The organism is Brevibacillus composti, from assembly GCF_016406105.1.
Lineage (GTDB): Bacteria > Bacillota > Bacilli > Brevibacillales > Brevibacillaceae > Brevibacillus > Brevibacillus composti.
In genome coordinates this window covers 1,637,555-1,663,250 of record NZ_CP066308.1, presented here as the reverse complement: position 1 = coordinate 1,663,250, position 25,696 = coordinate 1,637,555, and the positions used below count along the sequence as shown (strand labels likewise).

Genomic DNA, 25,696 nt, shown 5'->3' with positions numbered 1-25,696 from the left:
GATCAAGCCTGCGCGACTTTCACCTTTTTCTCCTGATCGTCCCAGACCAGGTAGGCATCAAAGCTCTCCTGCCCTTTTTTAAAGCCCTTGATTTTGTTGCTTTTCCCTTGTTCCATCAGCTTTTTGGCGTTGGTTTCCGTCACCTTTTTGCCCATGATCAGCTTGGAGACGGTGACTTGGCATTGGGACTTCTGGTAGTTGGAGCAGCCGTAGAATTCTCCCTTGTCTACCAGATCGCCGCCGCAGACGCGGCAGACTGCCACTTTTTTGCCCAGCCGATACCGCGACGCCTGTTTGGGCATCGCAGCCAGATCGTAGCTTTGCAGATTCCACTGGGCCGACTGTTCGATGGCATCCTGGACAATCTTATGGGACAGCTTTTTTACTTGCTCCATAAAGGCCGCCGCCGATGCTTGTCCCTGCCCGATTTCCGCCAGGCGCTGCTCCCAGCGGGCCGTCATTTCCGGCGAAGCGAGGATTTTGTCGCCGATTACGTCGATCAGGAGTATCCCCTTTTGCGTCGCGTACACCTGGTTTCGCTTGACCTCGATGTACTTTCGCTGCTTCAGCATAGCGATGATCCCAGCTCGCGTCGCCTCTGTTCCCAGTCCCTCCGTCTTCATCAGGACCTTTTCCAGCTCCTGGTTCTCCAGATGCTTGCCCGCCGTTTTCATGAGCGTAATCAATTGGCCCTCGGTGTAGCGCTTGGGCGGCTGCGTCTTGCTCTCTTTGACCTTCGCCTTCTGCACACGTCCGCCCTCTCCTTCGGTGAGCGGGGGGAGGATCGCCTCGTCGCTCTCCTTGTCTTCGTCGAACAGAACGCTCCGCCAGCCGGCGCGGATCTGCACTTTGCCCTTGCTGATGAATTCCGCCCGTTCTTCGACCAGGGTCAGCACCGTCGTGTAGTCAAACAGGGCGCTTTCAGAGTGGGCCGCGATCAGGCGGCGGGCCACCAGATCGTAAATTTTTCGTTCCTCATCCGACAATCGGGAGACCGTCGGGACCTGTTCCGTCGGGATGATCGCATAGTGGTCCGTCACCTTTTTCTGGTTGACGTAGCGGCGGTCTTGCGCGATGGAGGCTTTCGCCGTAGGAAAGTACGGGCCGTATGCCGGCTGCTTGGACAGCTTGGCCAAAATCTCCGGAAAGCTGCGGGCCTCCTCCGGGGTGACGAAGCTGGAATCGGAGCGAGGGTAGGACAGGTACCCTTTCACATAGAGCTTCTGGGCCACCTCCAGCGTCTTTTGCGGCGAAAATTTATACAGCTTGTTGGCGGTCGCCTGCAGGGACGAGAGGTTGAAGAGATAGGGCGGCAGGTATTCTTTCCGCTCCTGCTTCACCTCGGCCACGCGTGCCGCTTTTCCCTTGCAGAACGCGGCGATCCGCTCGGCCATCGCCGGGTCATTGATCCTCGACTGTCCATCCTTTTGCCAGGTGCCCTCGTATGTTTTGCCCTCCATCGCAAACGTGGCTAGCACTTCCCAAAACGGCTCCGGCTTGAAAGCGGCGATCTCCTTTTCCCGCTTCACGACCAAGGCCAGCGTCGGCGTCTGGACGCGGCCTGCGGAAAATACATCCGGGATGCCTTTGTTCTTCAACAGTATCGTGTAGACGCGGGAGGCGTTCATCCCGATCAGCCAATCGGCGCAGGAGCGGCTGTACGCTTCCTGGTAGAGATTTTCGGTCTCTCCTCCGTCCAGCAGCGATTCAAAACCGGCGACCACCGCCTTCTCGGTCAAGGAGGAGATCCACAGCCGCTTCATCGGTTTTTTTACCCCGCATTGCTCGATAATCGTGCGGATGATCAGCTCTCCTTCACGCCCGGCGTCGCCGGCATGGATGATTTCACGGACATCGGGACGCCTGAGCAGCTGCTTGATGATGCCGAATTGCTTCGCCTTGGAGCGCGTCACTTGATGGCGAAAAGAATCCGGGATAAGCGGCAGGCTGTTCAGCGACCATTTTTTCCAAGCCGGGTTGTACGCCTCGGGTGCGACCAGCTCACAGATGTGGCCGATCGCCCAGGTGACCAGCGCACCTTGGGGAAACAGGCGGTTTGGAGAGATCTCCAGGTATCCCTGCTTTTTTCGATGGGCAAAAGGGGCGGCCAGCTTCATCGCCTGGTCCGGTTTCTCTGCTATGACGACCTTCATTTCACGCTCTCCCTATCTGTATATGTTCACGTCCATTGTACACCATCGCTCTTCTGCCCCGCGAGTGCGTGTGACCGGGAAAAAAGGAAAGGGAGACATGCGATGATGCCTCCCTGCTTGCTTCCCCGTATTCCTGTTGGATCGTCGCAGCGCGATTTCGCTGCCGCCCTGACGCCGTCATCCGGCGTGCTGCGGGGGCCTCACCCGTGTTGGCCGCTGTCATGCTCCGCCGATGGCGAAGGCGGGATCCAGGGCTGCGGATCGACAATATCCGGCGGCGGCATCTCTTCCGGTGCCGGCGGTGTCTCCACGATGTCGGGCGGCGGAGCGGTCTCGCCCGGCGGATTGGTTGGCGGCGGCGCGGCGGCGCCAGGCTGTCCGCTGCCGGATGGTTTCCCTGCTGCAGGCGCTGTCCCCGGCTTGGCCTGACCTGCGGGCGCTGGTTCCGGCTGGGGCTTCGGCGCACTCGCATTGCCGGTCCCTGAGGCTTGCGAGCCCCCGGACGGCTTGCGCGGTTCGGCACGGGCTACCTCGGCGATGGCCGCGTCGCTGAGTGCCAGCTCGGAGGTCGCCCCGCGCTCCCGCTGCAGGATCTGGCGGACCTCATCCATATTTTCCCGCGGCCATAGCGAGTAGGGGGACTGCCAGACGGCCCCGTTGTCCAGGGTGACGATTCCCTGGGAAGAGAAATTTCGAAAATCGAGGGCCAAACCCTTGATCTGATCTTTGGACAAATCGGTCTTTACATGCTTTCCTGCAGTCTCCAGGACAGCCAGCGCTTTGGTGAGACCGTCCGCAGAGGTCATCTTGTCCGTCACGGCTTTGATGACTTCCTGCTGACGTCTGTTGCGGTCAAAGTCGCTGGAATCAAAGCGGCTGCCCCTCCTGTCGACGCGGTGGCGGACGAAGCCCAGCGCCTGCTCGCCATTGAGGACCTGCTTGCCCGGCTTCAGGGTGCGGTAGACGCCTCCGCGCGGCAGTTCGTAGACCAGTTCGCGGTCGACGGTGACCTCGACGCCGCCCAGCTGGTCGATGGCTGCCTTAAAGCCGTCAAAATCAAGCAGCACATAGTGGTCGACGGGGATGCCGAACATGGTTTCCACCGTCTTTTTCAGCAGCGAAACCCCATTTTCCGTGACCGTTTCGCCCCTTCGCTCCGCCCGCTCTCTGATGCCTTCGCCGATCGCGAAGACGCCGTTGATCTTGTGGTATTCCGGATACCCCGGCACCTTTACGCGTGTATCCCGAGGCAGGGAGACCATCGTCACTTTGCGATCATCGGGGTCGGCGACAGCCAGCATCAGCACATCCGTATTCAGCATCCCTATATTTTTTCGCGTATCCGTGCCGATGATGAGGATCGAGAGCGACTTGTTCTCTTCGTACTGCTGCTCAGCCTTAGGCATCTCCGGCAGCTTGTAGGGGTCCTCGGTTACTTCATCCAGCGTCTGGTCCAGCTTGGAGAGAACATAGCCCCCACCGACAATCAACGCCAAAAACAGCACACAGCTGGTGAGCATGAGCCACAGCCGGAGACCTTTTCTGCTTCGTTTGGCTCGTCTTTGTTTCGCCGTTTGCTTCGCGGGCGGCACTCCGTTATTCTGCGCATTCCCCAACATCCGTCACTCCCTCGAAAAGACAGAGAAGTTTTTCTTCTTGTAAAATTATGTATCATTCTACCATACCTGGGTCTGTTTTTGTAAAAGTTTGGGGAAAACTGCTTCGAAGAGATCATACTTGCACGGACTCGGCGAAAGGGGTAGTCTAAAATTAGCTGGAAAGACATAGAACGTTAATGCTACCGCCAATGATTCGGCGATATGCTTCCTCCTGCGAGGAACCAGCTTCTTCGGGCACTGTTCGACAGAAGCTTTTTTGAGGAAGAGGGGGACTTTTGTGGAATACGTACAGGTGCTCATCGCGGGTGGCGGCATGGCTGGATTGTCAGCCGCCATCTGGTGCGAACGTCTGGGATTGTCCTGCGTCCTGATTGAAAAAACGGATCGGTTAGGAGGTCAATTGACGCAAATTCGCAATCACATCTGGGATCTCCCTCCCCGTACCTACGCGGATGGCCCGGCCCTGCTCGGGGAGCTTCTCGCGCATGATGCGCTGAAAAACGTCTCCATCCGCTGCGGCGAAGAGCTGGCCGCGATCGACCCGGACAGACGGACCGTGACGACGAACCGCAGGACCTATCATCCCGACTGGCTGATCATCGCCACCGGCGTCAGCCACAATCAGATTCCGGCCCTGGCACATTCTCCGCACGTGCTGCAGCCCTGGTTCTCCACCACGGCCGAGGCGGAGACGGTATCGGGCATGGACGTAGCCGTAATCGGCGGAGGGGACCGCGCGGCAGAGAGTGCCTGCAATCTGGCCCGCCACGCCCGCTCTGTCCATCTGCTGGTGCGCAGCAATCACCTGCGGGCCCGCAGGCAATGGACCGAACAACTTTCGCGCCTCCCCTCTCTGACCATCCTCTGGGAAACAGAGGTCGTCGATTGCCGGGAGGAGGCAGGAAAAGCGATCCTGACTCTGCGCTCCGCACGCGCAGACACACCGGCTGCGCTCGCAGTCGACCGGATTCTTCCCCGCATCGGCGTGCACGGCAACTCCGACAGTGTCAAAAAGGCCCTCGGCGCAGATGACCACGGCTACCTGCTGACCGATCCCTATCAACAGACGGAGGGAGCCGGCTGGGTCTATGCGATCGGCGACGTCGCCAACGGGGCGGAATACGCCAGTCTCGCCCTGGCCGCCGGGCAAGCGATGAAGGCCGTCAAGCACATCTCCCTGCAGACGAAGGAGCAGTGAACCATGCATCATTTTCGCGATGACTTCGGCTATGACGTCACCCTTACATTTGACCCTGACGTCTACCGGAAACGAACGGCCGGACATGTCCTGATCTTCCCTTTCTGGCAGGGCAAGCTGGTCTTTACCCGACACCGGACGCGCGGAATCGAGCTTCCCGGCGGCAAGGTAGAGCCGGGCGAAACCAGCATCGGCGCAGCCATCCGGGAAACCTATGAAGAGACCGGTGCGATCCTGGAGGCGATTGAACGAATCGGCCAGTACACCGTCGCCGGCGACCTCGTCAAAGATATTTACGCCGCCCGCGTCCTCTCACTGGAGACGCCTACCGGCACAGATGTGGAAAAGGCGGTGCTCTTTTCGCCGATCCCGGATCTTCGCGACAAACCGCCCGCCTTCAGCCGGTATCTGTTCGACGACGTCTACCCATTGACGCTGGCCAGGCTGGCCGAACATCCTTTTGCACACATCCCGCGCAAAACATAGCTGACAGGCATCCCCCTGCCGCGGTGGATGCCTGTCAGCTTTTTTCTTTCTCTCTGGACCCTTTGCCGCCAAGCAATCGCTTGACCAGATCATTGGGGTCAAAGCCGTATTTGCGGATGGCATGGAGGCGCCGCTTGTCTTCTTCGCTCTCTTCGATGATTCCCATCACTTCCGCGATCTGCCGCATCGCTTCCATTTCCTTCGCCTTCTCGTCCTCTTCCTCCGCAGATTCCGAAGACTGCTTGGCCGCACCGGCGCTTTCGCCCGCCTGCTGTTTCGGCTTTAGAAAGAATATCGCCACCACGCCAAACAGGGCAGCCAAGCCGGCGATGGAGAGGAACATCACGGTGCGCGAGAGGTCCAACAGCCAGGTAAAGACAGGCGGCCCGATCGCGACGCCGATAAAACGAACGCCGCTGTACAGCGAGGTAATCATGCCTCTCTCCGATTTGGCTACGGCCCCGATGATCATGCTGTTCAGGCAGGGCAGAATCATCCCCGTGCCCACGCTGCCGATAATCAAAACGCCCGTCAGTACGTAGGCTCCCTTCACGAAGTTGGCGATAACGTAAGAGGTGGCCAGTAGGAACATCCCGATGATCACGAACAGCCGCATGAGATTCAGCTTTTTCTTGATGATCAGGCCCGTCACATAGGCGGTGATGCTCATCACCAGCAGCGGGACGGCGAGAAATGCCCCTTTCAGCAAGCCGTCAATCTTGTACTTTTCCTCCAGCAGATCGGAGAGGTAAAAGAGAACGCCAAACAGCGTGAACAGGCAGATGCTGCCGATAAAGAAAGCGGGTACCAGCCAGCGCCCATGGGTTCGGAACACCTGGCCAATCGACTGCAGATACTGTCGGACTGGCATCGGTTTTTTCTCCTGCTTTTTCTCCTTGGTAAAAAAGAGGAAAAGCAGCAGAATCAGGCCGCAAATGATTGGAAAGGCGAGAAAGACCATGTACCAGGCAATCATCGCCAGAAGCGAACCAAAGATGGGACTGAGCACCTTTCCAAGTCCGTTGGAGGTTTCCATCAGCCCGAGCGCCCGGCTCTCGGAGGCTCCTTTAAACAAGTCCCCTGCCAGCGCCATCGCAATCGGCGCTGTCCCTGCCGCCCCAATCCCCTGCAGGACGCGTCCAAGCATGATCACCATGTACGGCTTGTCCCACCAGAGCGCGGCGAGTCCTGCCAGCAGGCCGCCCAATCCGTATAGGGCGAGGGCGATTAGGATGACGATTTTTCTCCCGAAGCGATCCGACAGGTAGCCAGCGAGCGGGATCACGATCCCGGCAGAAATGGAGAAAGCCGTGATCAAGAAGCTGGTTTGCAAAGACGTCAAATCCAGCTTCGCTTTCATCGTAGGCAACACCGGAATCAGCATGGAGTTGCCCAGCACCATGATCAGCGGGATACCCGTCAAGCCAATCAGATTTCTCGTGTTTTGCGCCATTTCCAATCTCCTCGTCTTTATACGTATGCGCTGCCATCCCAGCGCAGTGTCCTAATAATGTTCCAATCCGGTTCCACACCTATTCCTGCACCCGTAGGGACGCGCACTCGTCCCTTTTGATGGTCGAGCGGAAACAAGTAGGTAAAGGGATTTTCCATTACATCCCACTCTACGGGCTCAACAGCCTCCCCCTTCATTTTGCTCCAGGCCGGAAGACATGCTTGTGCACAGATGGCGTAGAGACGAGCCAGCGAGCCGTCATAGACATGCGGGGAGACCCGATGGCCAAAGCTCCGGGCGAGGTCGATATTGGCCCGGTAGCGGTCAATCCCTTCCGCATGCATCGGGTCCGGTTGAATCAGATCGACTGCCCCTTTTTTTAAGAGCGGGATAAACTGTTCAGGCTTGATCAGATTTTCTCCGCCGGCCAATGGAACGGAGAGCAGCGGCCGCAGTTTTTCGTATTCGTCCGCCCGGGACATCGGCATCGGTTCCTCCATCCAGAGCCAATTGCCGTAACGGGAAAAAACCTGCTCCCATTTTCGCGATTCGGCCAGGTCGTAGCTTTGATTGGCATCCAGGGCGACCTGGACATTGTCAGGGATGGAGGCCATCAGCCGTTCAATATGCTTCCGGTCTTCCTGCCAGCAGCGGCCGCCGACTTTTACCTTTACCTGCCGAAAGCCGGCTAACACCTGGGCTTCTACCAGCCTGACCGAATGGAGCGGCCAGTCCTCTCGATCGGTGTAGGATTGGAAGGAGGCGTAAATCGGTATTTCCTCGTGAAACGCTCCGCCCCACAGCTCGCACAGGGAGAGGCCCGCCTTCTTGGCGACGATTTCGGTCAGGGCCATGCTGACGGCAGCCGCCGAGCGCTGATGCCATTTGCTGATGGTGGATACCAGAGACAATCGGTCGGTGGCACGCTTCCCCAAAAGGTACGGAATGATTCGCTCGGAAAAGCCTTTTTCCAGCGTCGGCAGCCAGTCTACCGCCTCTCCCCAGCCTTCGATTCCCGATTGCGTGATGACCCGGATCAAGAAGCAGCTCCGGTATTTTTTATACCCGTTGGCATCCCCATAGGGTGTTCGCAGCCTGTACAGCAAGGGAAAGGTCTCCACGCGCGCAATTTGCATGCCTCTGTCACCCCCCTGAACTTACATCAAGTCATTTCGTCCTTCTCGTTCTGCCCGCTCTTCCAACGCATCCTCGTAGTCGAGGAAATTGCCTTTTCCTTCCCCTTTTCTCGTGTACTCCTCATACGTGCCGCTGCGCATAAATTTGATGCTGTCCGGCCCGTGGTAGCCGTGGATGTCGGTGTAGCCGATCTCCTCCACCGCCTGTACAAATCCATCCGGTTCATCGCTTTCGATATACATTTCCTTGTAGTCCGTCTTGTCATTATCCACAAAGGAAAACGGCGTGCTGGAGGTTCCCCAGGCTTCCACGATCTGCCAGGCATCCTCACCGTCAAAAGTATTCTGATCGTCCCGCTCATCCAGAGAAGTACGTCCAAAAGGCGGCTGCAAAAACTCCTCCTCGATGGGCCGGGAGTTGTTGAGATTGGGGGCGGGCGCATGCTCTTTGCAGGTCTGCGCCTGCGGCAGCGCCTCGAGACGCTCCTCTGCGATCGGCTGCCCGCATACCGTGCAGATGCCGTAGCGCCCTTCCTCCATCCGCTGCAGCGCATGGTCGATCTCTTTTAGCGTCTCCCGATCCAGGCTGTCAAGCGCCAGGTCCTTTTCTCGCTCAAACATTTCGCTGCCGATATCGGCCGGGTGGTTGTCATACATGGAAAATTCCTGAATCGAATCGGACATGGATTCTTGCATGTTGTAATGCTCCTGCACTCTTTTTTCCAAGTCCCTCTTCTGTTCCAACAGCCTCTGTCTGAAGTGTCCCAGCTTCTCCTTGTCCATGGTAGACACCGTCCCTCCTTTGTTATCCCTGAAGGGTAGTATGTCTATTCCCTGGCCCCTTTAACCCAGACTCGAGCCCGCATTCCCTTTATCTGGAAAAGCAAACGCAACAAAAAGCCGCCCCCGGCCATAAAAGGCGAGAGCGGCTGCTCATTTGCTACATGTTCATTCTTGCTTATTCGGCTGCGCCGGCATAATGCTCCTGGACGACGTCCGCGCAGCGTTTGCAGATGGTGGGATGCGCACTGTCGGCGCCTACATCCAGCTTCACGACGCGGCAGCGTTCGCATTTTTCGCCATCTGCCGCAGCCACCAGCACAGAGATGCCTTCCAGGGCCGTCGCCTCCGCCGGTGCAGTCGTCCCCAACGGATGGAGGTCGACATGCGCCACGATAAACAGGTCGGCCAGATCCTCCATCGAACCCAATACCGCTGCCACTTCCTCCGTCTGCGGGTAGAGGTCCAGCTTGGCGTCGACAGAGTTGCCGAATACTTTGTTGCGGCGCGCTTCTTCCATCGCTTTCAGCACTTCGTCGCGCACGGCGAGGAACGCATCCCACTTGCTCAGGGCTTCCGCCGCAAAGCCGAGGTGCTGTTCATTCGCTTCCGGCATGTCGGTCAGCTGTACGCTTGGCTCGGTTACGCCTGGGATAAAGCTCCATACCTCATCAGCGGTGTGCGGCAGGATCGGCGCCAGGAGCTTCACCAGATTGAGCAGGCAGTCGTACATGACCGTTTGCGCGGCGCGGCGCTTGATGTTGTCAGGCGCTTCCACGTAGAGACGATCCTTGCAGATGTCCAGATAGAAGGCGGACAAATCGATGACGCAGAAATTGTGAACGGCATGGAACACCGTGTGGAATTGGTACTCATCGTAAGCCTTGCGCGCACGCTTCACCACTTGCGCCGCCTTGGCGAGCACGAAGCGGTCCAGTTCGCTCAGCTGCTCATAAGACACGCGGTCCTTCGCCGGGTCAAAGCCATCCAGGTTCCCCAGCAAGAAGCGGAACGTATTGCGGATTTTCCGATACACTTCGGCGATCTGGTTGAGGATCGCATCCGAGATGCGCGAGTCGGCTTGATAGTCGACCGACGCCACCCACAAGCGGAGAATGTCGGCGCCCAGCTTGTTGATGACTTCCTGCGGCACGATGGTGTTGCCCAGCGACTTGGACATTTTACGTCCTTCTCCATCCAGAGTAAAGCCGTGGCTCAATACCGCTTTGTACGGTGCCGTGCCGTATACGGCCACAGCGGTGGACAGCGAGGAGTTGAACCAGCCGCGGTATTGGTCGGAGCCCTCCAGGTACATATCGGCCGGCCAGTTCATCCCGCGCTCTCTGAGCACACCTTCATGGCTGGAGCCAGAGTCGAACCAGACGTCCATGATATCCGTTTCTTTGCGGAACTCGGTGCATCCGCATTTTTCGCAGGAGAGTCCAGCCGGCACCAGCTCGTTTGCTTCGCGCGCGAACCAAACGGACGAGCCTTCTTTGCGGAACAGCTCGGAAATGTGCTCGATCGTCTGATCGTTGATGATCGGCTCATTGCAATCCTTGCAGTAGAAAATCGGAATCGGCACGCCCCATACGCGCTGACGGGAGATACACCAGTCGCCGCGATCGGCAATCATGTTGGCCAGGCGGGTTTCGCCCCAATGCGGAATCCACTGGACATTCTTGATCGCTTCCAGCATTTTGTCGCGGAAGGCATCGATCGAGGCAAACCATTGCTCGGTCGCGCGGTAAATTACCGGCTTTTTCGTCCGCCAGTCATGCGGATACGAGTGCGTGATGAAGCCCAGTTTCAGGAGAGCACCGGTCTCGTTCAGCTTTTCGGTTACCAGCTTGTTGGCGTCTTCGTAAAAGACTCCCTCGAAGCCGGGAGCTTCTTTTGTCATTTTGCCTTCGTGGTCCACTGGGCAGAGTACGCCCAGATTGTATTTTTGGCCGACGGCAAAGTCGTCTTCCCCGTGTCCGGGAGCGGTATGGACACAGCCCGTACCCGCGTCCAAGGTGACGTGCTCGCCCAGGATGAGCGGCGATGGACGATCATAGAACGGATGCTGAGTCACGACGCCCTCCAGCTCCTGACCTTTATAGGTGGAGAGCACCTCTACCTGTTCCCAGCCGATTTCTTTGCCTGCGGCTTCGAGCAAACCGCTGGCCAAAAGGAACTTGCGTCCGTCTGCTTTGATCACGCTGTACTCCAGCTCGGGATTCAGCGAGATCGCCAGGTTGGCCGGCAGCGTCCAAGGGGTAGTCGTCCAGATGACGACACCGGTCTCGGTATCCAGCTTGCCTTTTCCGTCCGTTACCTGGAAGCTGACGTAGATAGAAGGAGAGCGTTTGTCTTTGTACTCGATTTCGGCATCTGCCAGCGCAGTTTCCGAGGACGGGGACCAGTAGACGCAGCGCAGCCCCTTATAGATGTAGCCCTTTTTCGCCATCTCGCCAAACACCTTGATTTGGCGGGCTTCATATGCCGGCACCAGAGTGACGTACGGATTCTCCCAGTCGCCGCGGATGCCCAGACGCTTAAACTGATCGCGCTGTTTGTCGATATAGCTCCAGGCATACTCTTCACAGCGCTTGCGGAAATCGTTGACCTCGATGCTGCGGCGATCCAGCCCCTGGGCGTTGATGATCGCCTGTTCAATCGGCAGACCGTGCGTATCCCAGCCAGGAACATAGGGCGCGTCGAATCCAGCCATCGATTTGTAGCGGACGATGAAGTCTTTCAGGACCTTGTTAAGTGCGTGACCGATGTGGATATCCCCATTGGCATAGGGAGGTCCGTCGTGGAGAATGAAAGCAGGACGGCCCTTGGTCCGCTCCTGTACTTTTGCATAGATATCCATCTCTTCCCACTTGGCCTGCATCTCCGGCTCGCGGGCGGGAAGATTTCCACGCATGGGGAAATCGGTTTTTGGCAGCGCGAGTGTTTTGCTGTAATCCATAGTCTGTTTCACCTCTACAGAAAATGTAAAAAAGCCCTCCCTCATCCCTGCTAGGGACGAGAGAAGGCTCCCGTGGTACCACCCTGTTTAAACAGGCGCGCCTGCCAAAGCAGACAGCTCACCTGTTTCACTTGATTCATTCATAACGGGAATGACGCGCTCACTTACTGACCGCTGCCCCGAATCGGCTGACGGCTTTCGGCTATTGAACTCCCGGGTGATTTTCGGCGGACAGCAGCAGACCGGTTCCCACCATGCTCCGGCTCTCTGAACAGTGCTAGATCGCGTACTCGTCCCGTTCATCGTTGTCAGTTGATGTAAAATTGTAAAGAAAAGTTTCAAATTATTATAGTACCATCATCGCCCTGACGTCAATGGATTATTCGGCCAGAGAGGAAGAAGATGAATCGGCCTGTTCGATGTCGTCCCAAGCGCCGTTTTCCAGCATCTCCAGCTGTGCTTCCAGCAAGGTGCGGAAACGCATCCGGTAGACAGAGGCCCGCTTCTTCAATTCTTCGATCTCGATGGCGATCTTGCGGGATTTGGCCAGCGCTTCGTTGACGATCCGGTCGGCGTTTTTCTCCGCTTCCTTGAGAATCAGTTGCGCTTCTTTGCGTGCGTTCGCCTTCACATCTTCGGCCGTTTCCTGAGCGACGAGGATGGACTTGCTCAGATTTTCTTCCAGGCTTTTATAGTGATCGACACGCTCGTTCAAGATCGCGATGCGCTCTTCCATTTCTTTCTTTTCTTTGATCAGGAGTTCGAAGTCCTTGATCACCTGATCCAGAAAATCGTTTACCTCGTCAATGTTATAGCCGCGAAATCCAGTGCTGAATTCCTTATTGTGTATATCTAATGGCGTTAAAGGCACGTGAACCCCCCACTTCTCCCGATAATCGTAGTGATCATTTCGACAGCTTGCTCATCATTTCCTGCCGGATTTTGCAAATATTTAACGGGACTTCCCTCTGCAGGCGCTAGGTTAAGATGCCCACCTGGAGCCGAATTCTTCCACTGCGTGTAGGTCCGCTCGCCTCCAGCAGCTTAAAGCGCCCCCAGCCAGCCAGAGAGACCATATCTCCGGCCTCCAGCGGGTAGGAGGGATCATCGACAATTTTCCAGTTCACTTTCAGCTTGCCAGCCCGGATCGGGATGACCGCCTTGGCCCGCGACAGATGGTAGACCTCGCCAATTACCGCATCTACGCGCGGGGACGCGACTGTGATCATCTTCTCCTGGTAGCTCTCCGCAGGAGGCGTGAAGCTGTCCCACTCGACTTCTTCGAAAGCGACCGGCGTCCGGTGGATCTGGGTCACCTGCGTTCGGACAAAATCCGCCACCTCCGCTGCCACGATGGCATAACAGCCGCTCGCGTCCACGATCATGTCCCCGAATTTTTCCCGTTTGAGCCCGGCGTTCAGGAGCGCCCCCATCACATCCTTGTGCTCCAGGCGGTGAAAGCGCTGATCGGCAGCGATGCGCAATAGGGTGAGGCGGTACTCCTCGGTCTCCGGCGTCAGATAGGGCGGATGCAGCAGCACTCGGACCCGCTCCGCCCCCTCGTAACCGCCCCAGGGCGAGACGACGACATCCTGCACTTGAGACGTCAAACTTTGCAGAATCGCGGATTGCCGCGGGTCCAGAAAATCAGTAAGGCGCATGGCCTGCTTACGCTCCACCAGCGTCAGCATTTCCAGCGCCCGTTCCACAAAGGGAAGCTCTTCTTTTCGAAAATGGTCGTATACGCTCATCGCCTGCACCTACATCTGCATCAGTTTGATGAGGATTGTCCGGAGACCGCTGTGGGCAAAATTGAGCGCAATCAGCGCGACGATTGGTGAAATATCAATGAATCCAAGCGTCGGGATGAAGCGGCGAAACGGCGCCAGGTAAGGCTCTACGAACCTCTCCAGCAATTGGCCGATCCCCGTCTCCCTCATTTGGGGCACCCACGACATGAGCACGTAGGCGATCACCATGAATTGGTACACCGTAAAGGCAAAATCTATTATGGTAAACAAGATGGATATCATTTACTCACCCTTTGTCCTGTTCAAAATGACGAGCTGCGCACGGCGGCCGGTAAGCTGCCGGCGGTCTGCCCGCAACTTATTCTTCCACCACACTGGAAATCGTACCCTGAATATCCACATGATCCGGCGTGCAGACGAAAATATAGTCGCCCACCTTTTGAATATCGCCGTTCAAGGCATAGACGGTCCCGCTCAAGAAATCGATAATGCGCTTCGCCTGATCCTTGTCTACCCGCTGCAAGTTCACGACGACGGGCCGGCGGTGACGGAGGTTGTCGGCAATGTCTTGGGCATCGCTGTATTGACGCGGTTCGCAGAGGATCAGACGAATTCCCTCCTTCTCCCTCGTCTGAAACGGCACAACGTTATTCGCCCGTCCCATCGGCTGTCGCTTGACGACAGGTTCCTGGTCTTCCCGCTCTTCGATGACTGTCTCCTCGAAGTATTCCTCTTCTTCCAGACCTAAAAATCCTTTGATTTTATTCATGACGCTCATAGACATCCTCCTCTCGCATGGCTGATCAGACCGGCTTGACCAATACGGAACCGAGCCGAATATATGTAGCCCCTTCTTCTATCGCTACCTCAAAGTCGTTCGACATGCCCATCGACAGCTCCGTGATGTTTGCGTGCGGAAAATCCCACTCATTGATCCGCTCCTTCCACTCTCGCAAACCTTGAAATACCGGTCTGGTCTCTTCCGGGTTTTCGACATGAGGAGCCATGGTCATCAATCCCGCGATCCTTATATGTCTCATATTACTGGTTTCGCGAAGAAAAGCCAATACATCATTGGGACTAAGGCCAAATTTTGTCTCTTCTCCGGAGATATTGACTTGCAGAAAGCAAGGAACGACAAGATCCAACGCCTCCCCCCGCTTGTTGATCGCCTCCGCGAGCGAGAGGCGGTCCAGCGAGTGGATATAAGCAAAGCGGCCAATGACCTCTTTTACCTTGTTGGTCTGGAGATGGCCGATGAAGTGCCAAACCCCGCGATCTCCCCACTTCTCGTACTTTGGCAGGGCATCCTGCACGCGATTTTCCCCGATGTGATCCACGCCGATCTCCAGCAGGTCCCCAATTGTGGTTTCATCCACGTATTTGGTCACAGCAATGATTTTGACCTCGCTGCGCTCTCGGCCGGCGCGCTTGCAGGCTGCCGCGATTCTTTGCTCGATTTGATCCAGTCTTTCTTTGAGTAGCTGTTGTTGTGTCATCTATCTCTTCCTTCCTTTCCTGATCAGGTTGCGCTCTGTTCTTCTCGCCAGCCGATAAAGGAAGCCATCCGTCCTGTCGTCCCTGTCCGTCCAGCCTCTTTCCGGTGGGAAAAGAACAAATCGCTTCGGCAGCTTGTACACCACCCGGTCTGCCGTATATGCTCGGGCGATACGCCGCATTCTTTCAGGATTTCCTGGTTGAGCCGCGGCAGATCCAAGAGGTAGCGGCCCGTATCCAGAGGGACGACGGCCGATGACCAGTGGATCGCCGATGTTCGCACCTGCGAGGTCACCCGCTCATCTACCTCGTAACAGCGGCCGCAGATGGAAGGGCCGATGGCGACGAGCAGCCGTTCCGGGCGCGTGCCGTATTTTTTGCCGAGAGCGACGACCATTTCCTCGGCAATACGGGACACGGTGCCTTTCCAGCCGGCATGGGCAAGCCCGATCGCCCGATTGTCCGGATCGAGAAAATAGAGCGGTACACAATCCGCGTAAAACGAGGTAAGCAAGATCCCCGCCCTCCGGGTAAACAATCCATCCGTCGCCGGTATAACGTCTTCGAGACTCTCTCTTCCCGCCCCTCCTGCTGTCACCTCGCACACGCGGTTGCCGTGCACTTGATCGGCGCAGGTCCAGGCGTCAAAAGACATCCCCAGCGATTTGGCCAGCCTGCGGCGATTGGTCACCACTGCGGAGGGCTCGTCGCCTACATGAAGCCCCATGTTCATCGTGCCGAAGGGCTCTGTGCTGACGCCGCCGCTGCGGATGGTAAAACCGGCCACCAGACCGGGATTTGCTTCTTCCCATTCTTGCAAATGGAGTTCCTGTCTGTCCGTCTGCTGCAAAAAAGGTTCGCGCATGCCGTCACCTCATCCGATGGACGCTGTTCACGTCGAAGTAGAAAATTCTATGGTTTATGATACCATAGCGCAAAAGAAAAGAAAGGCTCTGTCTGCCTTTCTACGAACGATATTCATCCTCGGCGCTGCCGCTCTTGACGTCTACCCGCAGTGTCTCTTCGATTCTCACCAACACCACATCTTTCCCGATTTTTACAATATTGCGCCAAGGGATGACGTAATCATTGCCGGATGAAAAGAACCCAAGGAATTTGCCAGGGCCCGGGACAACAATCGCCTCTACCCTTCCGTGGCGAAGGTCGATTTCCAGGTCGGATATTTGTCCAAGCCGCTTGCCGTCCAAGATGTTGACCACTTCTTTCGTCTGGAAGTCCGAAATCTTGACCATCTGCTCCTCACCTTCTTTTCTTCCCTTCTTGTTCATTATATGAGCCGGTAGGCGAATATGTCCGCACCTCCGGATGTGAAAGCAAATCGGGTAGGGGGCTACCCATTAGTTGAGTAGCCGACCTCCCACACCACCGTACGTACCGTTCGGTATACGGCGGTTCCTTAGTTCACGCAGTCACTTGTCGATAATAATCTGAGAAGAAAAGAAATCCGAGGCCTTTAATGGTGTTGTTATCGAGGGCTTTCGCGAGGATGGGGCTATTGGAGATTCTCCAGTAGCTCTTTCTTGTATTTGCGTATTCCCATGCCTTGAACTTTGGGATTCCAAACGAGATCAGCTTTTCGAATTTTGTCCTTATTCGTTTCCATTGTTTCCAGTAGATCATTCGAATCCTTCTTCTCATCCATTCATCCGTTGTTTGGAGCAGGTTCTTCATATCCGCAATCTTGAAGTAGTTGACCCATCCCATGATATAGCGTCTGAGCCTTTCGGCTCTCTCTTCATTTCCCATGCCATTGCTTCTTGCGGTTAGTTCCTTCACTCTTGTTTTCATTTTGGCGATGGATTTGGGATGGATGCGGACTTTCACTTGCCCTCGTTGGTTGTAGAATGAGAATCCCAGAAACTTCACTCGAATGGCTAGGTCCACCACGGTTTTCTCCCGATTTACTTTTAGGAACAGCTTCTTTTCAATGTAGGGGAGAATGTTGGTTAGTGTCCGTTCGGCACTTCGTCTGCTCTTGCAGAAGATGAGTAAATCATCTGCGTATCGCACAAACTTGTGTCCTCTCTTCTCCAGCTCCTTGTCCAACTCATTCAGCATGATATTACTGAGAATTGGACTCAGATTCCCGCCCTGCGGTACGCCGACTTCTGTTTCCTCAAACTTGTGCTTCACGACAACTCCTGCCCGAAGATATTTATGAATTAGTGAAATGACTCGTCCGTCCTTAATCGTTCTTGAGAGTACTTCAATGAGCTTGCTTTGGTTGACGGTGTCAAAGTATTTCTCTAGATCCATATCCACAACATAGCGGTAGCCTTCCTGAATATATTGCTGGCTGCGCCTTATGGCTTGGTGGGCACTTCGTTTGGGTCGGAACCCGAAGCTGTTGTCCGAGAACTGTTGCTCATAGATCGGCGTGAGCATTTGTGCAATTGCCTGCTGGATTACTCGATCAACCACCGTTGGGATGCCCAGGTTTCTTTTCTTTCCGTTCTCTTTTGGGATTTCTACCCTTCGAACGGGATTTGGGCGATATCTGCCCGCCAGGATTTGTTCCTTGATGGTTTCACCGTTTTCTTTGAGATATTGTAGAAGTTCATCTACGCCCATCCCGTCGATTCCGTGTGAACCTTTATTCGCTTTGACTCTTTTGAACGCTTCGTTCAAATTGTCTCTGCTTATGATTTTCTCAAGTAACCTTTCCTTCGACTCGTTTGCGTTGGTGTCGTCGGTTTCAGCTATCCTCTCAGGAACGTGCACTCCCGCATATCCTTCGTGTTCCGCACTATTCTTTTGCGGTGAGCCTTCCGTTGGAAGTTGGCTGCCCTTATCTCCTGTTTCGGTAACATTCATTGACGACCACCTCCTAAGGTTCAGCCCTTCCCTCAAGCCGTCGACTGCTCGAGGTACTATGGCGTCTGCTGACTTCTCATGATAAATCTTGTTTCAACCGTGATTCGAATGTCATCTTCTCACGTCCATGAGACCTCCCACGGTAAGACGACTCACTTTCCTCCCATATACCCGCATCATTTACACCGGAATGTCCGTGTAGTGTATTGGACTTTGCTTTGTCTCGCAAGCTTGTCCCATTCCATATGCCTGATGATGTTCGTGTTCCTCGGGCCGGGATTTTGCCTCCAGCTTCCTTCAGATTCCACCTCACGGTGGACACCCTTGCTCTTGGCTAGTGGTTGGCCACTACCAGCCCCCACAGCGGACTTTCACCGCCTAGTTAGTCGCCATGCGTGGCGCACAAGAAAAACCCCGCGTTGGCCTCCGCAGGGTCGCATCAGATAAATCGTTACGATTGCACGTGTTTTTGCATATGGGCGATGGCCGCCTTTTCCAGACGGGAGACCTGCGCTTGAGAGATGCCGATTTCTTCGGCGACCTCCATTTGCGTCTTCCCCTCGTAGAATCTCATGGAGATGATCATTTTTTCGCGTTCGCCCAGGCGCTGCATGCCCTCGCGCAAGGCGATTTCCTCCACCCAGATGACATCCTTGTTCTTCTCATCGCTGATCTGGTCCATCACGTAGATGGGATCGCCCCCGTCCTGATAGATCGGCTCAAACAGGGAAACCGGGTCCTGGATGGCATCCAGTGCAAAAACTACATCTTCCTTGGGAACATTCAGTTCCTGCGAGATTTCCATGATGGTCGGCTCTCGCGAATGCTTGTTGGTCAGATTGTCTCTGACCTGCAGGGCCTTGTACGCGATATCCCGCAAGGAACGCGAGACGCGAATGGGGTTGTTGTCCCGCAGATAGCGGCGAATTTCCCCGATGATCATGGGGACAGCATAGGTGGAAAATTTCACGTTCTGTCCGAGATCAAAATTGTCGATAGCCTTCATCAGTCCGATGCATCCTACCTGAAACAGATCGTCAACGAACTCGCCGCGATTGTTGAAGCGCTGAATCACGCTAAGAACCAGACGCAGGTTGCCATTGACGAGCTTTTCCCGTGCGGAGAGCTCGCCGCCCTGCAAGCGCTCAAACAGTTCCCGCATCTCTTTGTTGGTCAACACCGGAAGCTTGGAGGTGTCTACCCCGCAAATCTCTACCTTATTGCGCGTCACGTCTTTCCCTCCTCGAAGCAAGAAAAAGTTCCTAACCCGGTTGTCTCGAAAGCCCGCGTGTTGACGCGTCCCCGGACGAGAGAGGGGCAAATGCCCACTCTCTGGCGCGGTTTAGGAACAGTATCTCCCTCGATTTGGAAAATATGCGTTACACCATTTTGTTGAATTCTTTTCGCAACCGTTTTATAATTCGCTTTTCCAAGCGCGAAATATAGGATTGCGAGATGCCCAAAAGGTCGGCGACATCCTTCTGCGTCTTCTCCTCTTCACCCGCCAGGCCGAAGCGCAGCTCCATGATGACCCGCTCCCGCTCGGTCAGCTTGTCAAGCGCTTTTTTCAGCAGCTTGCGGTCCACCTGGTCTTCAATATTCTTGTAGATGGTGTCGTTCTCCGTCCCCAGTACATCGGAGAGCAAAAGCTCATTGCCATCCCAATCGATATTCAGCGGTTCATCAAAAGAAACCTCCGAACGGATTTTGTTGTTACGGCGCAAGTACATCAAAATCTCATTCTCGATACAGCGCGAGGCGTATGTAGCTAGCTTGATATTCTTTTCGGGGTCAAAGGTATTTACGGCTTTAATCAGCCCGATGGTGCCGATGCTGACCAGATCCTCGATGTTAATCCCCGTATTCTCAAATTTGCGGGCAATGTAGACCACGAGACGCAAATTGCGCTCAATCAGCATGCCGCGAACGGCGGGGTCCCCCGAGGGAAGCCGTCCGAGCAGGATTTCTTCCTCTTCTCTCGTGAGCGGCGGCGGCAATGCCTCACTCCCGCCAATGTAGTAGATCTCCTCTGCCCGTGCACCAGTCCACAGCAGGAAACGGTACCAGAGTAATTGTAATTGTAGGCGAAGTTTTACATACATAATCGTTAGCCCTCCTGTTCGCGTACTGGATATTCTTCTTCGGTGGGGGTCTCGATCATCGCGGGATGCACGATGGCCTGGTATTGCCCGTCCGCCGCAAGCGGCAGGGGATTGAGACCGACCAGAACTTTTTTATGGAGAAACCGTCTGCCCTCCTGAACCACCAGGACTTCATCCGGTTTGATGGCAACCAGAAAACTCATCCCGCTGGCGACGCTCCGATACGGAACCAGCCTGAGGCGCGATTGCCATTCAAGCGGCAGCTCATCCCAGACGCCTTCCATTTGGTTCAGGCCCCCTTCCGTTTGGCGAATGAGCCCGATTAGCGCCGCAGGCAGGATATGTGTGAGCAGACTGCCCTCTACGATCATCACGGGATTGCGGGTAATCGGTTCATGCAGCTGGTTCCCGGTATCGATGAGGCCTCGGCACAAGACCGTTTCGCCCGCGAGCTGGATGCGGACTTCTGCCAGCACCGCTTCGACGCGGCGTGGCTGCTGGATCGCGGCGTAGCTCTGCTTGCTGAGGAAAAACATAAAGGCAAAACCCGCCAGCAAAATCGCCAGGGTCGGCGTAAATCCGACGCCAAAACCGTCATTGTGGACGGTTACCAACTCACTGATGACCTCATTTCGGGTCGAGAGAAAATACTGCAGACCAAATACTCCTCCGCCAAAAACAAAGGCGACGAAATAGAAGATGATCAGATTATGACAGAATGCCAGCAGCCTCCGATGGCCAAAGGCAATCCACAGCATCATGACGGAAAACAGCAATTTCACTGACCATTGGTACATCGGCGCAAAGACGGGAAAAAAGAAAAAGGCGAGATAGGTTGATCCAAATAAGGATGCAAGAATTATCCTCCACCATCGCACCCGCTCTTTGCGAAAATAAGCCGTAAACCATAAAAGCATGGTATCAATGGCAATATTGAGGAGTAGAATGATATCGAGATACACAATCACTCCGCGACCACCCCCGATCACACAGAAAAGACCAGGCCACACCTACCTTTATCCATGATCAACCATGTCCCATATTGCCTTGCTCATCAGCCAAGGCCAGTATATATCAATGTGTATGTAAAGTCTGTCAATTCTTGACCGTGTTTTTTCGGATTTTTTGTAGAGAATTTGAGAATAGGCAATCCCCCTGTTTCCAAAGCATCCCGGGCTGCATTTGATGTAGGAAACCCATCAGAGAGGCAGGGATCTGTGCGTGAAAAAAAGAAAAACGGATGCCCACAGTCATGACATCCGCTTTATCCGCTTTGCCGATCTTCCCGGTCATATCCATTCCTATTCGACAAGAACCAGTTTGGACGACGGTCATCGCCATCAGGTGAGGGGTCGTACCTCCACGCCATATCAGGGGACCGATGATGGTCACATCCATTACTACGAAGGCACCACCTCCTATGATGACGGACATGTTCACCGTTTCCGGGGATGGACAGGTCCGCCCATTCGGCTTCCGGACGGCGGACATTATCATGGATTTTCTGGCCAGACCTCTTATGATGACGGCCACACTCACAGGTATCGGGGCGCTACTGGCGAAGGGTATTTATAATGATAGGAGAGCATTTATGACGATAACGAGTTACCTTATCCCTTGAGTCACGAGTAACGGGGCTATTGTGAGAAGAAGCATGTTTCCCTGCGGTGCGAGTGGAGCCCTGCTGAGCGGAGTGGCGATTTGCGAGAAACAGGAGCGCAACGTGGGATGACCTCGTTAGCGTTGCTCCTTTTGCGACTCCCTCGCAAATCGTCACGGAGCGGACAGTCCATGCTTCCCCGCGGGCGGAACCCGGAGCTGAGCAGGGAAGCATGCTTCTTCTCACTGCTGAACCGTTACTTGAACCAAAAAAACCTTGCTCCCGAAGGAACAAGGCTTTCTGTCTTACACTTGGACGGCTGCACTCAATAAGAATGCATGCAGCGTCTTCGTTCAGGTTTACTTTTTGTTGCGTCTGCGGTTGCGCAGGAAGGCGGGAATGTCCAGATTGTCCAGATTGCTCATGGAGAAAATGGATCTCTCTTCTTCCTCTTCTTTGGCTCGCGGCTGTGCCGTGTTGGAAATCGGCGTCGGGCGGCTGCCGGTTTGGACAGGCTGCTGTACGCGGCGAGCGGCAGCGTTCTGGTTTTGACGCTGATTGTCTTCGAAACCGGTCGCAATCACCGTGACGATAATCTCGTTTTTCAGGTCTTCGTTAATGACCGCCCCGAAAATCATGTTCACTTCCAGGTCTGCTGCGGAAGACACAATGTCCGCAGCTTCGTTTACTTCATACAGGCTGAGGTTGGTACCGCCTGTAATATTCATGATCACACCGCGCGCGCCGTCGATCGACGTCTCCAGCAGCGGGCTGGAGATCGCGTGTCTGGCTGCTTCGGCTGCCCGGTTCTCACCGCTGCCGATCCCAATTCCCATCAGTGCAGAGCCGCGCTCCGTCATAATCGTTTTGACGTCAGCAAAATCCAGGTTGATCAAACCTGGCGTGGCAATCAAATCGGATATCCCTTGTACACCTTGACGCAGGATGTTGTCCGCTGCGCGGAAGGCTTCCAGCATCGGTGTATTTTTGTCTACGATCTCCAGCAGGCGATCGTTCGGAATGACAATCAGAGTATCTACCTTTTCCTTCAGTGCTGCGATCCCCAGTTCACCCTGCATGGAACGCTTGCGTCCTTCAAAGGAAAACGGACGAGTCACGACCCCTACGGTCAGGGCGCCCAGTTCTTTTGCGATTTCCGCGACGACAGGAGCTGCACCCGTACCGGTTCCGCCGCCCATTCCGGCTGTGACGAATACCATGTCTGCACCGCGCAGCGCATTTTCGATGATATCGCGACTTTCCTCAGCTGCTTTTTTTCCGATTTCCGGGTTGGCACCTGCCCCCAGTCCACGAGTCAACTTTTCTCCGATCTGCAGCTTGATGTCAGCACTGGAGAGTTGCAGAGCTTGCGCGTCTGTGTTCAGAGTAATAAATTCTACTCCTCTCACACCGCCGGCAATCATTCGGTTTACGGCATTGCTTCCGCCACCGCCGCAACCAATCACTTTAATTCGCGCATAGGATTCCATATCCATATCAAATTCCAGCATCTTGCTAGTCCTCCCCAATTCAACTTGAGAAAAGCTTTCTGTGTGGTGAAGCTGCATGGCGAATCGGTCTCTTCACCAAATTCGGAGTATTGCGGTCACCATTCATGTTTAGATGAACTCACTAAACCAGTTTTTCACTTTCTCCATCAAGCCGCCGCCTTCTCTACCTTTCGAGGAGGCCTGTGACTTTTGTCCCCCTTTAAACGCTGGCGGAGCCATCCGCACACTGCGGCGCTCCATTTGCTGCAGGGCGTACTGAATCAAACCAACGCCTGTCGTGTAAGCGGGGTCTCTGACGCCGATGTAATCGGGAATCGCTACGCGAACAGGCGCGTCCAGCTCTTCTTTTGCCAGCTCCAAGAATCCCGGCATGGCTACGGTGCCGCCCGTCAGGACGTACCCGCCAGCGATGTCATCGTGGTAGCCCAGTTTGTACACGGCGTCTTCCACGAGATTGAGAATCTCTGCCGCTCGCGGCTCAATAATATTTGCCAGATCCACCTGAGTAAACTGTTTCTCCACATCACTGCCAATACGGGTTACCTTGAACTTAACATCCTCAGAAGCTTCATCAATCAGGGCGCAACCGTTTTTCGTCTTGATTCGTTCCGCCACATCGGTGTGGGTCCGAAGTCCCAGAGCGATGTCATTGGTAATATGGTCGCCTCCCACCCCGATAACGGTGGTCGCCGCCAGTTTTCCCTGTTCGAATACACCGATCGTCGTAGAACCGGCACCGATGTCTACCAGGACGACACCCATGTTCTTGTCGTCCTTGGAGAGAGCCACCGTGCTAGAGGCCAGAGGCTGCAGGAATATTCCGGATACGTGCAGATTTGTCCGTTCTGTACAACGCACAATGTTATGTACGACCGTCTTTGACCCGGTAACGATCGTGCCTTCCATCTCCAAACGGACGCCGATCATGCCACGCGGGTCTTTGATGCCACCTTGTCCATCGACAATGTATTCCTTCGGTACGACTTCGATAATTTCCCGGTCAGGTGGTATGGCAACAACCTTTGCTGCCTGAATGACTCTTTGGATGTCTTCCTCTCGTATTTCACGGTCTTCGCTGGATACAGCGACAACCCCTTGTGTTTCATGCAGCTCAATGTGGTTTCCTGTGATACCGACATACACTTCGTCAATCGATACCCCAACCATGCGCTCGGCATGGTCGACAGCTTCCCGGATGGCATGCACAGTTTGGTCGATGTCGACAATCACACCCTTTTTGATTCCTTCCGAGTGTGCTTGTCCGACTCCGATGATGTTGATGGAACCGTTGTTTACCTCGCCGATCATGACGCGTACTTTCGAGGTTCCGATATCTAGGCTGACGATGAGTTCATTGCTTACCAAACCTGTGACACCTCCCTTGCTACGTCTTTAGTCATCGTGTAGTGAATACATCTGCGTACATAATTCAACACAGGATTACCATTCCCTTTTTTTTCACACGACTTTTTGTAAAAATATGACCTTTTTCCCAACGGAACATGAGACTCTACTCCTGCTGGTTGATCCAGCGGGAGAGGACGATCCGGCGAATCACCGCCAGGTTGTTAAACAAGCGCACACCAAAGGCGACGATCGCTGCAAGGTAGAGGTCGATGCCGAGGAACCCGCCGATAAAAGCGAGACCCGCGGCAAACAGTGTGTTGAAGAAAAAGCCGGACATAAAAATGCGAACGTTAAAGGTTCGTTCCAGATAGGATCGGATCCCCCCGAAAATCGTGTCCAGTCCCGCCAGCAGAGCGATGGACAGGTAGCTGCTGTATTCTTGCGGAACACGCCAATCCAGCAGAAAACCGACCGCGATTCCAAGGATGAGTCCGATAAGCGGGAGCCACATGTCAGGATTCTCCTTTTTCTTTGACTGGTTTCATGTATCGGATGGGGCGTTCCTCCCTGTGGGCAGGAATGATCAGCTTCTCCCGCTTTTCGGCGATAATCTCTTTATTGGCCATGCGAAAGTTCTCTTCTACACCCTCCAGCTTCAGCGCCGACAACAGCACGTCCGGTTCACCCAACGCTTTCACCTCGTACGGCGGCTGGATGGTTCTGGTGTCGATCTGAATCGCATCTCCGACGTAGCGGATCGGCGTCGTCGCCACCATCCGGTGACCGTTTATCGAGATCGCCTGCGCGCCGTTGGCAAACAGGGTATTGACCAGCCATCTCAGATCTTCATCGTCGATGGTGTAGCCCCCTACCACGGGTTCCGTCGGGATCTCTTCCTCGCTCCCCTCCTCCAGAGGCAGCAAGGGAGCATCTACGATTCGCAAGACAATTCCCTGGCCTTCCACGCTGATCATGCCGGCCAGCTTGCGGTTGCGAGCCAGTTCCTCTTTCATGACAGAAAGACTCTCATCTTCGTTCAATGAGGTTTCGTACTGATAATACAGTTGGTTGTACTTAGATATATCAGCCAACAGATTTTTATGCTTCTCCAGTTCCTTTTGCAAGGTCGCCCGGAGCTCAGCGATGCTCCGCGACTCCTTGTGGATCGGATGGAAGTTGCTCCTTAGCTGAATAGTCAACATAACCCCTATGATAGCACTAATAATGGCAAGAATAAACGTGATTTTGCGGTTTTTTTGCAACATG

The 25,696-nt window shown here is 54.9% G+C and carries 24 protein-coding genes and 1 other annotated feature; of the genes, 3 read left to right on the top strand and 21 right to left on the bottom strand.

The genetic code is table 11. From position 1 onward, the window contains the following. Positions 1–2 precede the first annotated feature (2 nt). Both JD108_RS08680 and JD108_RS22570 read right to left on the bottom strand, forming a co-directional pair. Positions 3–2,153, bottom strand: a complete 2,151-nt coding sequence (locus JD108_RS08680; protein ID WP_198829434.1) for a DNA topoisomerase III — start codon at positions 2,151–2,153, stop codon at positions 3–5. Positions 2,154–2,353: 200 nt separating this feature from the next. Beyond that, positions 2,354–3,772, bottom strand: coding sequence for an LCP family protein (locus tag JD108_RS22570; RefSeq protein WP_198829433.1), 1,419 nt, complete (start codon positions 3,770–3,772; stop codon positions 2,354–2,356). A 277-nt stretch (positions 3,773–4,049) separates the two neighbouring features. Between JD108_RS22570 and JD108_RS08670 the strand changes: the two genes are divergently transcribed. Both JD108_RS08670 and JD108_RS08665 read left to right on the top strand, forming a co-directional pair. Next, positions 4,050–4,970, top strand: a complete 921-nt coding sequence (locus JD108_RS08670) for an NAD(P)/FAD-dependent oxidoreductase (protein ID WP_198829432.1) — start codon at positions 4,050–4,052, stop codon at positions 4,968–4,970. A 3-nt stretch (positions 4,971–4,973) separates the two neighbouring features. Beyond that, the gene (locus tag JD108_RS08665) at positions 4,974–5,456 is read left to right on the top strand and encodes an NUDIX domain-containing protein (RefSeq protein ID WP_198829431.1); all 483 of its coding nucleotides are present in this window, start codon (positions 4,974–4,976) and stop codon (positions 5,454–5,456) included. A gap of 34 nt (positions 5,457–5,490) precedes the next feature. On the opposite strand, the gene JD108_RS08660 is transcribed toward JD108_RS08665, so the two are convergent. The 15 genes from JD108_RS08660 to spoIIGA all read right to left on the bottom strand — a co-directional run bounded on the left by JD108_RS08660 (position 5,491) and on the right by spoIIGA (position 20,940). Further along, positions 5,491–6,909, bottom strand: a complete 1,419-nt coding sequence (locus JD108_RS08660; RefSeq protein ID WP_198829430.1) for an MFS transporter — start codon at positions 6,907–6,909, stop codon at positions 5,491–5,493. Between the two features lie 17 nt (positions 6,910–6,926). Continuing rightward, the gene (locus tag JD108_RS08655) at positions 6,927–8,045 is read right to left on the bottom strand and encodes a mandelate racemase/muconate lactonizing enzyme family protein (RefSeq protein WP_198829429.1); all 1,119 of its coding nucleotides are present in this window, start codon (positions 8,043–8,045) and stop codon (positions 6,927–6,929) included. A 21-nt stretch (positions 8,046–8,066) separates the two neighbouring features. After that, positions 8,067–8,828, bottom strand: a complete 762-nt coding sequence (locus JD108_RS08650) for a TraR/DksA C4-type zinc finger protein (RefSeq protein ID WP_198830040.1) — start codon at positions 8,826–8,828, stop codon at positions 8,067–8,069. A 175-nt stretch (positions 8,829–9,003) separates the two neighbouring features. Continuing rightward, a complete protein-coding gene (gene ileS, locus JD108_RS08645) occupies positions 9,004–11,787 on the bottom strand; it encodes an isoleucine--tRNA ligase (RefSeq protein ID WP_198829428.1) in 2,784 nt (927 codons plus the stop codon). 49 nt (positions 11,788–11,836) lie between these two features. After that, positions 11,837–12,099, bottom strand: a binding site (T-box leader). Between the two features lie 67 nt (positions 12,100–12,166). Next, positions 12,167–12,658 (bottom strand): DivIVA domain-containing protein, encoded by a 492-nt coding sequence (locus JD108_RS08640; RefSeq protein WP_198829427.1) that lies wholly within the window; start codon positions 12,656–12,658, stop codon positions 12,167–12,169. A 106-nt stretch (positions 12,659–12,764) separates the two neighbouring features. Further along, positions 12,765–13,538 (bottom strand): YlmH family RNA-binding protein, encoded by a 774-nt coding sequence (locus JD108_RS08635; RefSeq protein ID WP_198829426.1) that lies wholly within the window; start codon positions 13,536–13,538, stop codon positions 12,765–12,767. A gap of 9 nt (positions 13,539–13,547) precedes the next feature. Then, the gene (locus tag JD108_RS08630; RefSeq protein WP_198829425.1) at positions 13,548–13,820 is read right to left on the bottom strand and encodes a YggT family protein; all 273 of its coding nucleotides are present in this window, start codon (positions 13,818–13,820) and stop codon (positions 13,548–13,550) included. Between the two features lie 76 nt (positions 13,821–13,896). Then, positions 13,897–14,316 (bottom strand): cell division protein SepF, encoded by a 420-nt coding sequence (locus JD108_RS08625; RefSeq protein WP_198829424.1) that lies wholly within the window; start codon positions 14,314–14,316, stop codon positions 13,897–13,899. 25 nt (positions 14,317–14,341) lie between these two features. Beyond that, positions 14,342–15,037, bottom strand: a complete 696-nt coding sequence (locus JD108_RS08620; RefSeq protein WP_198829423.1) for a YggS family pyridoxal phosphate-dependent enzyme — start codon at positions 15,035–15,037, stop codon at positions 14,342–14,344. A gap of 23 nt (positions 15,038–15,060) precedes the next feature. Further along, complete coding sequence (gene pgeF / locus JD108_RS08615) at positions 15,061–15,900, bottom strand: peptidoglycan editing factor PgeF (RefSeq protein ID WP_198829422.1); 840 nt, start codon at positions 15,898–15,900, stop codon at positions 15,061–15,063. A gap of 100 nt (positions 15,901–16,000) precedes the next feature. After that, complete coding sequence (locus JD108_RS08610; protein ID WP_198829421.1) at positions 16,001–16,288, bottom strand: YlmC/YmxH family sporulation protein; 288 nt, start codon at positions 16,286–16,288, stop codon at positions 16,001–16,003. A 169-nt stretch (positions 16,289–16,457) separates the two neighbouring features. Continuing rightward, positions 16,458–17,870 carry a group II intron reverse transcriptase/maturase gene (gene ltrA, locus JD108_RS08605; RefSeq protein ID WP_198826346.1) on the bottom strand — a complete coding sequence of 471 codons (1,413 nt, stop codon included), beginning with the start codon at positions 17,868–17,870 and terminating at the stop codon, positions 16,458–16,460. A gap of 451 nt (positions 17,871–18,321) precedes the next feature. After that, a complete protein-coding gene (gene sigG, locus JD108_RS08600) occupies positions 18,322–19,101 on the bottom strand; it encodes an RNA polymerase sporulation sigma factor SigG (protein WP_198829420.1) in 780 nt (259 codons plus the stop codon). Between the two features lie 148 nt (positions 19,102–19,249). Beyond that, positions 19,250–19,972, bottom strand: coding sequence for an RNA polymerase sporulation sigma factor SigE (gene sigE, locus JD108_RS08595; RefSeq protein WP_198829419.1), 723 nt, complete (start codon positions 19,970–19,972; stop codon positions 19,250–19,252). Between the two features lie 5 nt (positions 19,973–19,977). Then, positions 19,978–20,940, bottom strand: coding sequence for a sigma-E processing peptidase SpoIIGA (gene spoIIGA / locus JD108_RS08590; protein ID WP_198829418.1), 963 nt, complete (start codon positions 20,938–20,940; stop codon positions 19,978–19,980). A gap of 253 nt (positions 20,941–21,193) precedes the next feature. Between spoIIGA and JD108_RS08585 the strand changes: the two genes are divergently transcribed. Beyond that, positions 21,194–21,547 (top strand): YmaF family protein, encoded by a 354-nt coding sequence (locus tag JD108_RS08585; RefSeq protein WP_198829417.1) that lies wholly within the window; start codon positions 21,194–21,196, stop codon positions 21,545–21,547. A gap of 384 nt (positions 21,548–21,931) precedes the next feature. Here JD108_RS08585 and ftsZ read toward each other — a convergent pair whose 3' ends face one another. The 4 genes from ftsZ to JD108_RS08565 form a co-directional block, all read right to left on the bottom strand. After that, positions 21,932–23,083, bottom strand: coding sequence for a cell division protein FtsZ (gene ftsZ / locus JD108_RS08580; RefSeq protein ID WP_198829416.1), 1,152 nt, complete (start codon positions 23,081–23,083; stop codon positions 21,932–21,934). A 108-nt stretch (positions 23,084–23,191) separates the two neighbouring features. Further along, positions 23,192–24,448: a cell division protein FtsA gene (gene ftsA, locus JD108_RS08575; protein ID WP_198829415.1), complete on the bottom strand. Its 1,257-nt coding sequence runs from the start codon at positions 24,446–24,448 to the stop codon at positions 23,192–23,194. Between the two features lie 145 nt (positions 24,449–24,593). After that, complete coding sequence (locus JD108_RS08570) at positions 24,594–24,941, bottom strand: small basic family protein (protein WP_198829414.1); 348 nt, start codon at positions 24,939–24,941, stop codon at positions 24,594–24,596. Between the two features lies 1 nt (position 24,942). Continuing rightward, the gene (locus JD108_RS08565; RefSeq protein ID WP_198829413.1) at positions 24,943–25,695 is read right to left on the bottom strand and encodes a DUF881 domain-containing protein; all 753 of its coding nucleotides are present in this window, start codon (positions 25,693–25,695) and stop codon (positions 24,943–24,945) included. Position 25,696 lies beyond the last annotated feature (1 nt).

What these genes read in the sequence shown, in the direction of transcription:
- JD108_RS08680 (WP_198829434.1), bottom strand. Translation starts at nt 2,153, where the DNA reads ATGAAGGTCGTCATAGCAGAGAAACCGGACCAGGCGATGAAGCTGGCC.
- JD108_RS22570 (WP_198829433.1), bottom strand. Translation starts at nt 3,772, where the DNA reads ATGTTGGGGAATGCGCAGAATAACGGAGTGCCGCCCGCGAAGCAAACG.
- JD108_RS08665 (WP_198829431.1), top strand. Translation starts at nt 4,974, where the DNA reads ATGCATCATTTTCGCGATGACTTCGGCTATGACGTCACCCTTACATTT.
- JD108_RS08660 (WP_198829430.1), bottom strand. Translation starts at nt 6,909, where the DNA reads ATGGCGCAAAACACGAGAAATCTGATTGGCTTGACGGGTATCCCGCTG.
- JD108_RS08655 (WP_198829429.1), bottom strand. Translation starts at nt 8,045, where the DNA reads ATGCAAATTGCGCGCGTGGAGACCTTTCCCTTGCTGTACAGGCTGCGA.
- JD108_RS08650 (WP_198830040.1), bottom strand. Translation starts at nt 8,828, where the DNA reads ATGGACAAGGAGAAGCTGGGACACTTCAGACAGAGGCTGTTGGAACAG.
- ileS (WP_198829428.1), bottom strand. Translation starts at nt 11,787, where the DNA reads ATGGATTACAGCAAAACACTCGCGCTGCCAAAAACCGATTTCCCCATG.
- JD108_RS08635 (WP_198829426.1), bottom strand. Translation starts at nt 13,538, where the DNA reads ATGAGCGTATACGACCATTTTCGAAAAGAAGAGCTTCCCTTTGTGGAA.
- JD108_RS08630 (WP_198829425.1), bottom strand. Translation starts at nt 13,820, where the DNA reads ATGATATCCATCTTGTTTACCATAATAGATTTTGCCTTTACGGTGTAC.
- JD108_RS08625 (WP_198829424.1), bottom strand. Translation starts at nt 14,316, where the DNA reads ATGAGCGTCATGAATAAAATCAAAGGATTTTTAGGTCTGGAAGAAGAG.
- JD108_RS08620 (WP_198829423.1), bottom strand. Translation starts at nt 15,037, where the DNA reads ATGACACAACAACAGCTACTCAAAGAAAGACTGGATCAAATCGAGCAA.
- pgeF (WP_198829422.1), bottom strand. Translation starts at nt 15,900, where the DNA reads ATGCGCGAACCTTTTTTGCAGCAGACGGACAGACAGGAACTCCATTTG.
- JD108_RS08610 (WP_198829421.1), bottom strand. Translation starts at nt 16,288, where the DNA reads ATGGTCAAGATTTCGGACTTCCAGACGAAAGAAGTGGTCAACATCTTG.
- ltrA (WP_198826346.1), bottom strand. Translation starts at nt 17,870, where the DNA reads ATGAATGTTACCGAAACAGGAGATAAGGGCAGCCAACTTCCAACGGAA.
- sigE (WP_198829419.1), bottom strand. Translation starts at nt 19,972, where the DNA reads ATGTATGTAAAACTTCGCCTACAATTACAATTACTCTGGTACCGTTTC.
- ftsZ (WP_198829416.1), bottom strand. Translation starts at nt 23,083, where the DNA reads ATGCTGGAATTTGATATGGATATGGAATCCTATGCGCGAATTAAAGTG.
- JD108_RS08570 (WP_198829414.1), bottom strand. Translation starts at nt 24,941, where the DNA reads ATGTGGCTCCCGCTTATCGGACTCATCCTTGGAATCGCGGTCGGTTTT.
- JD108_RS08565 (WP_198829413.1), bottom strand. Translation starts at nt 25,695, where the DNA reads ATGTTGCAAAAAAACCGCAAAATCACGTTTATTCTTGCCATTATTAGT.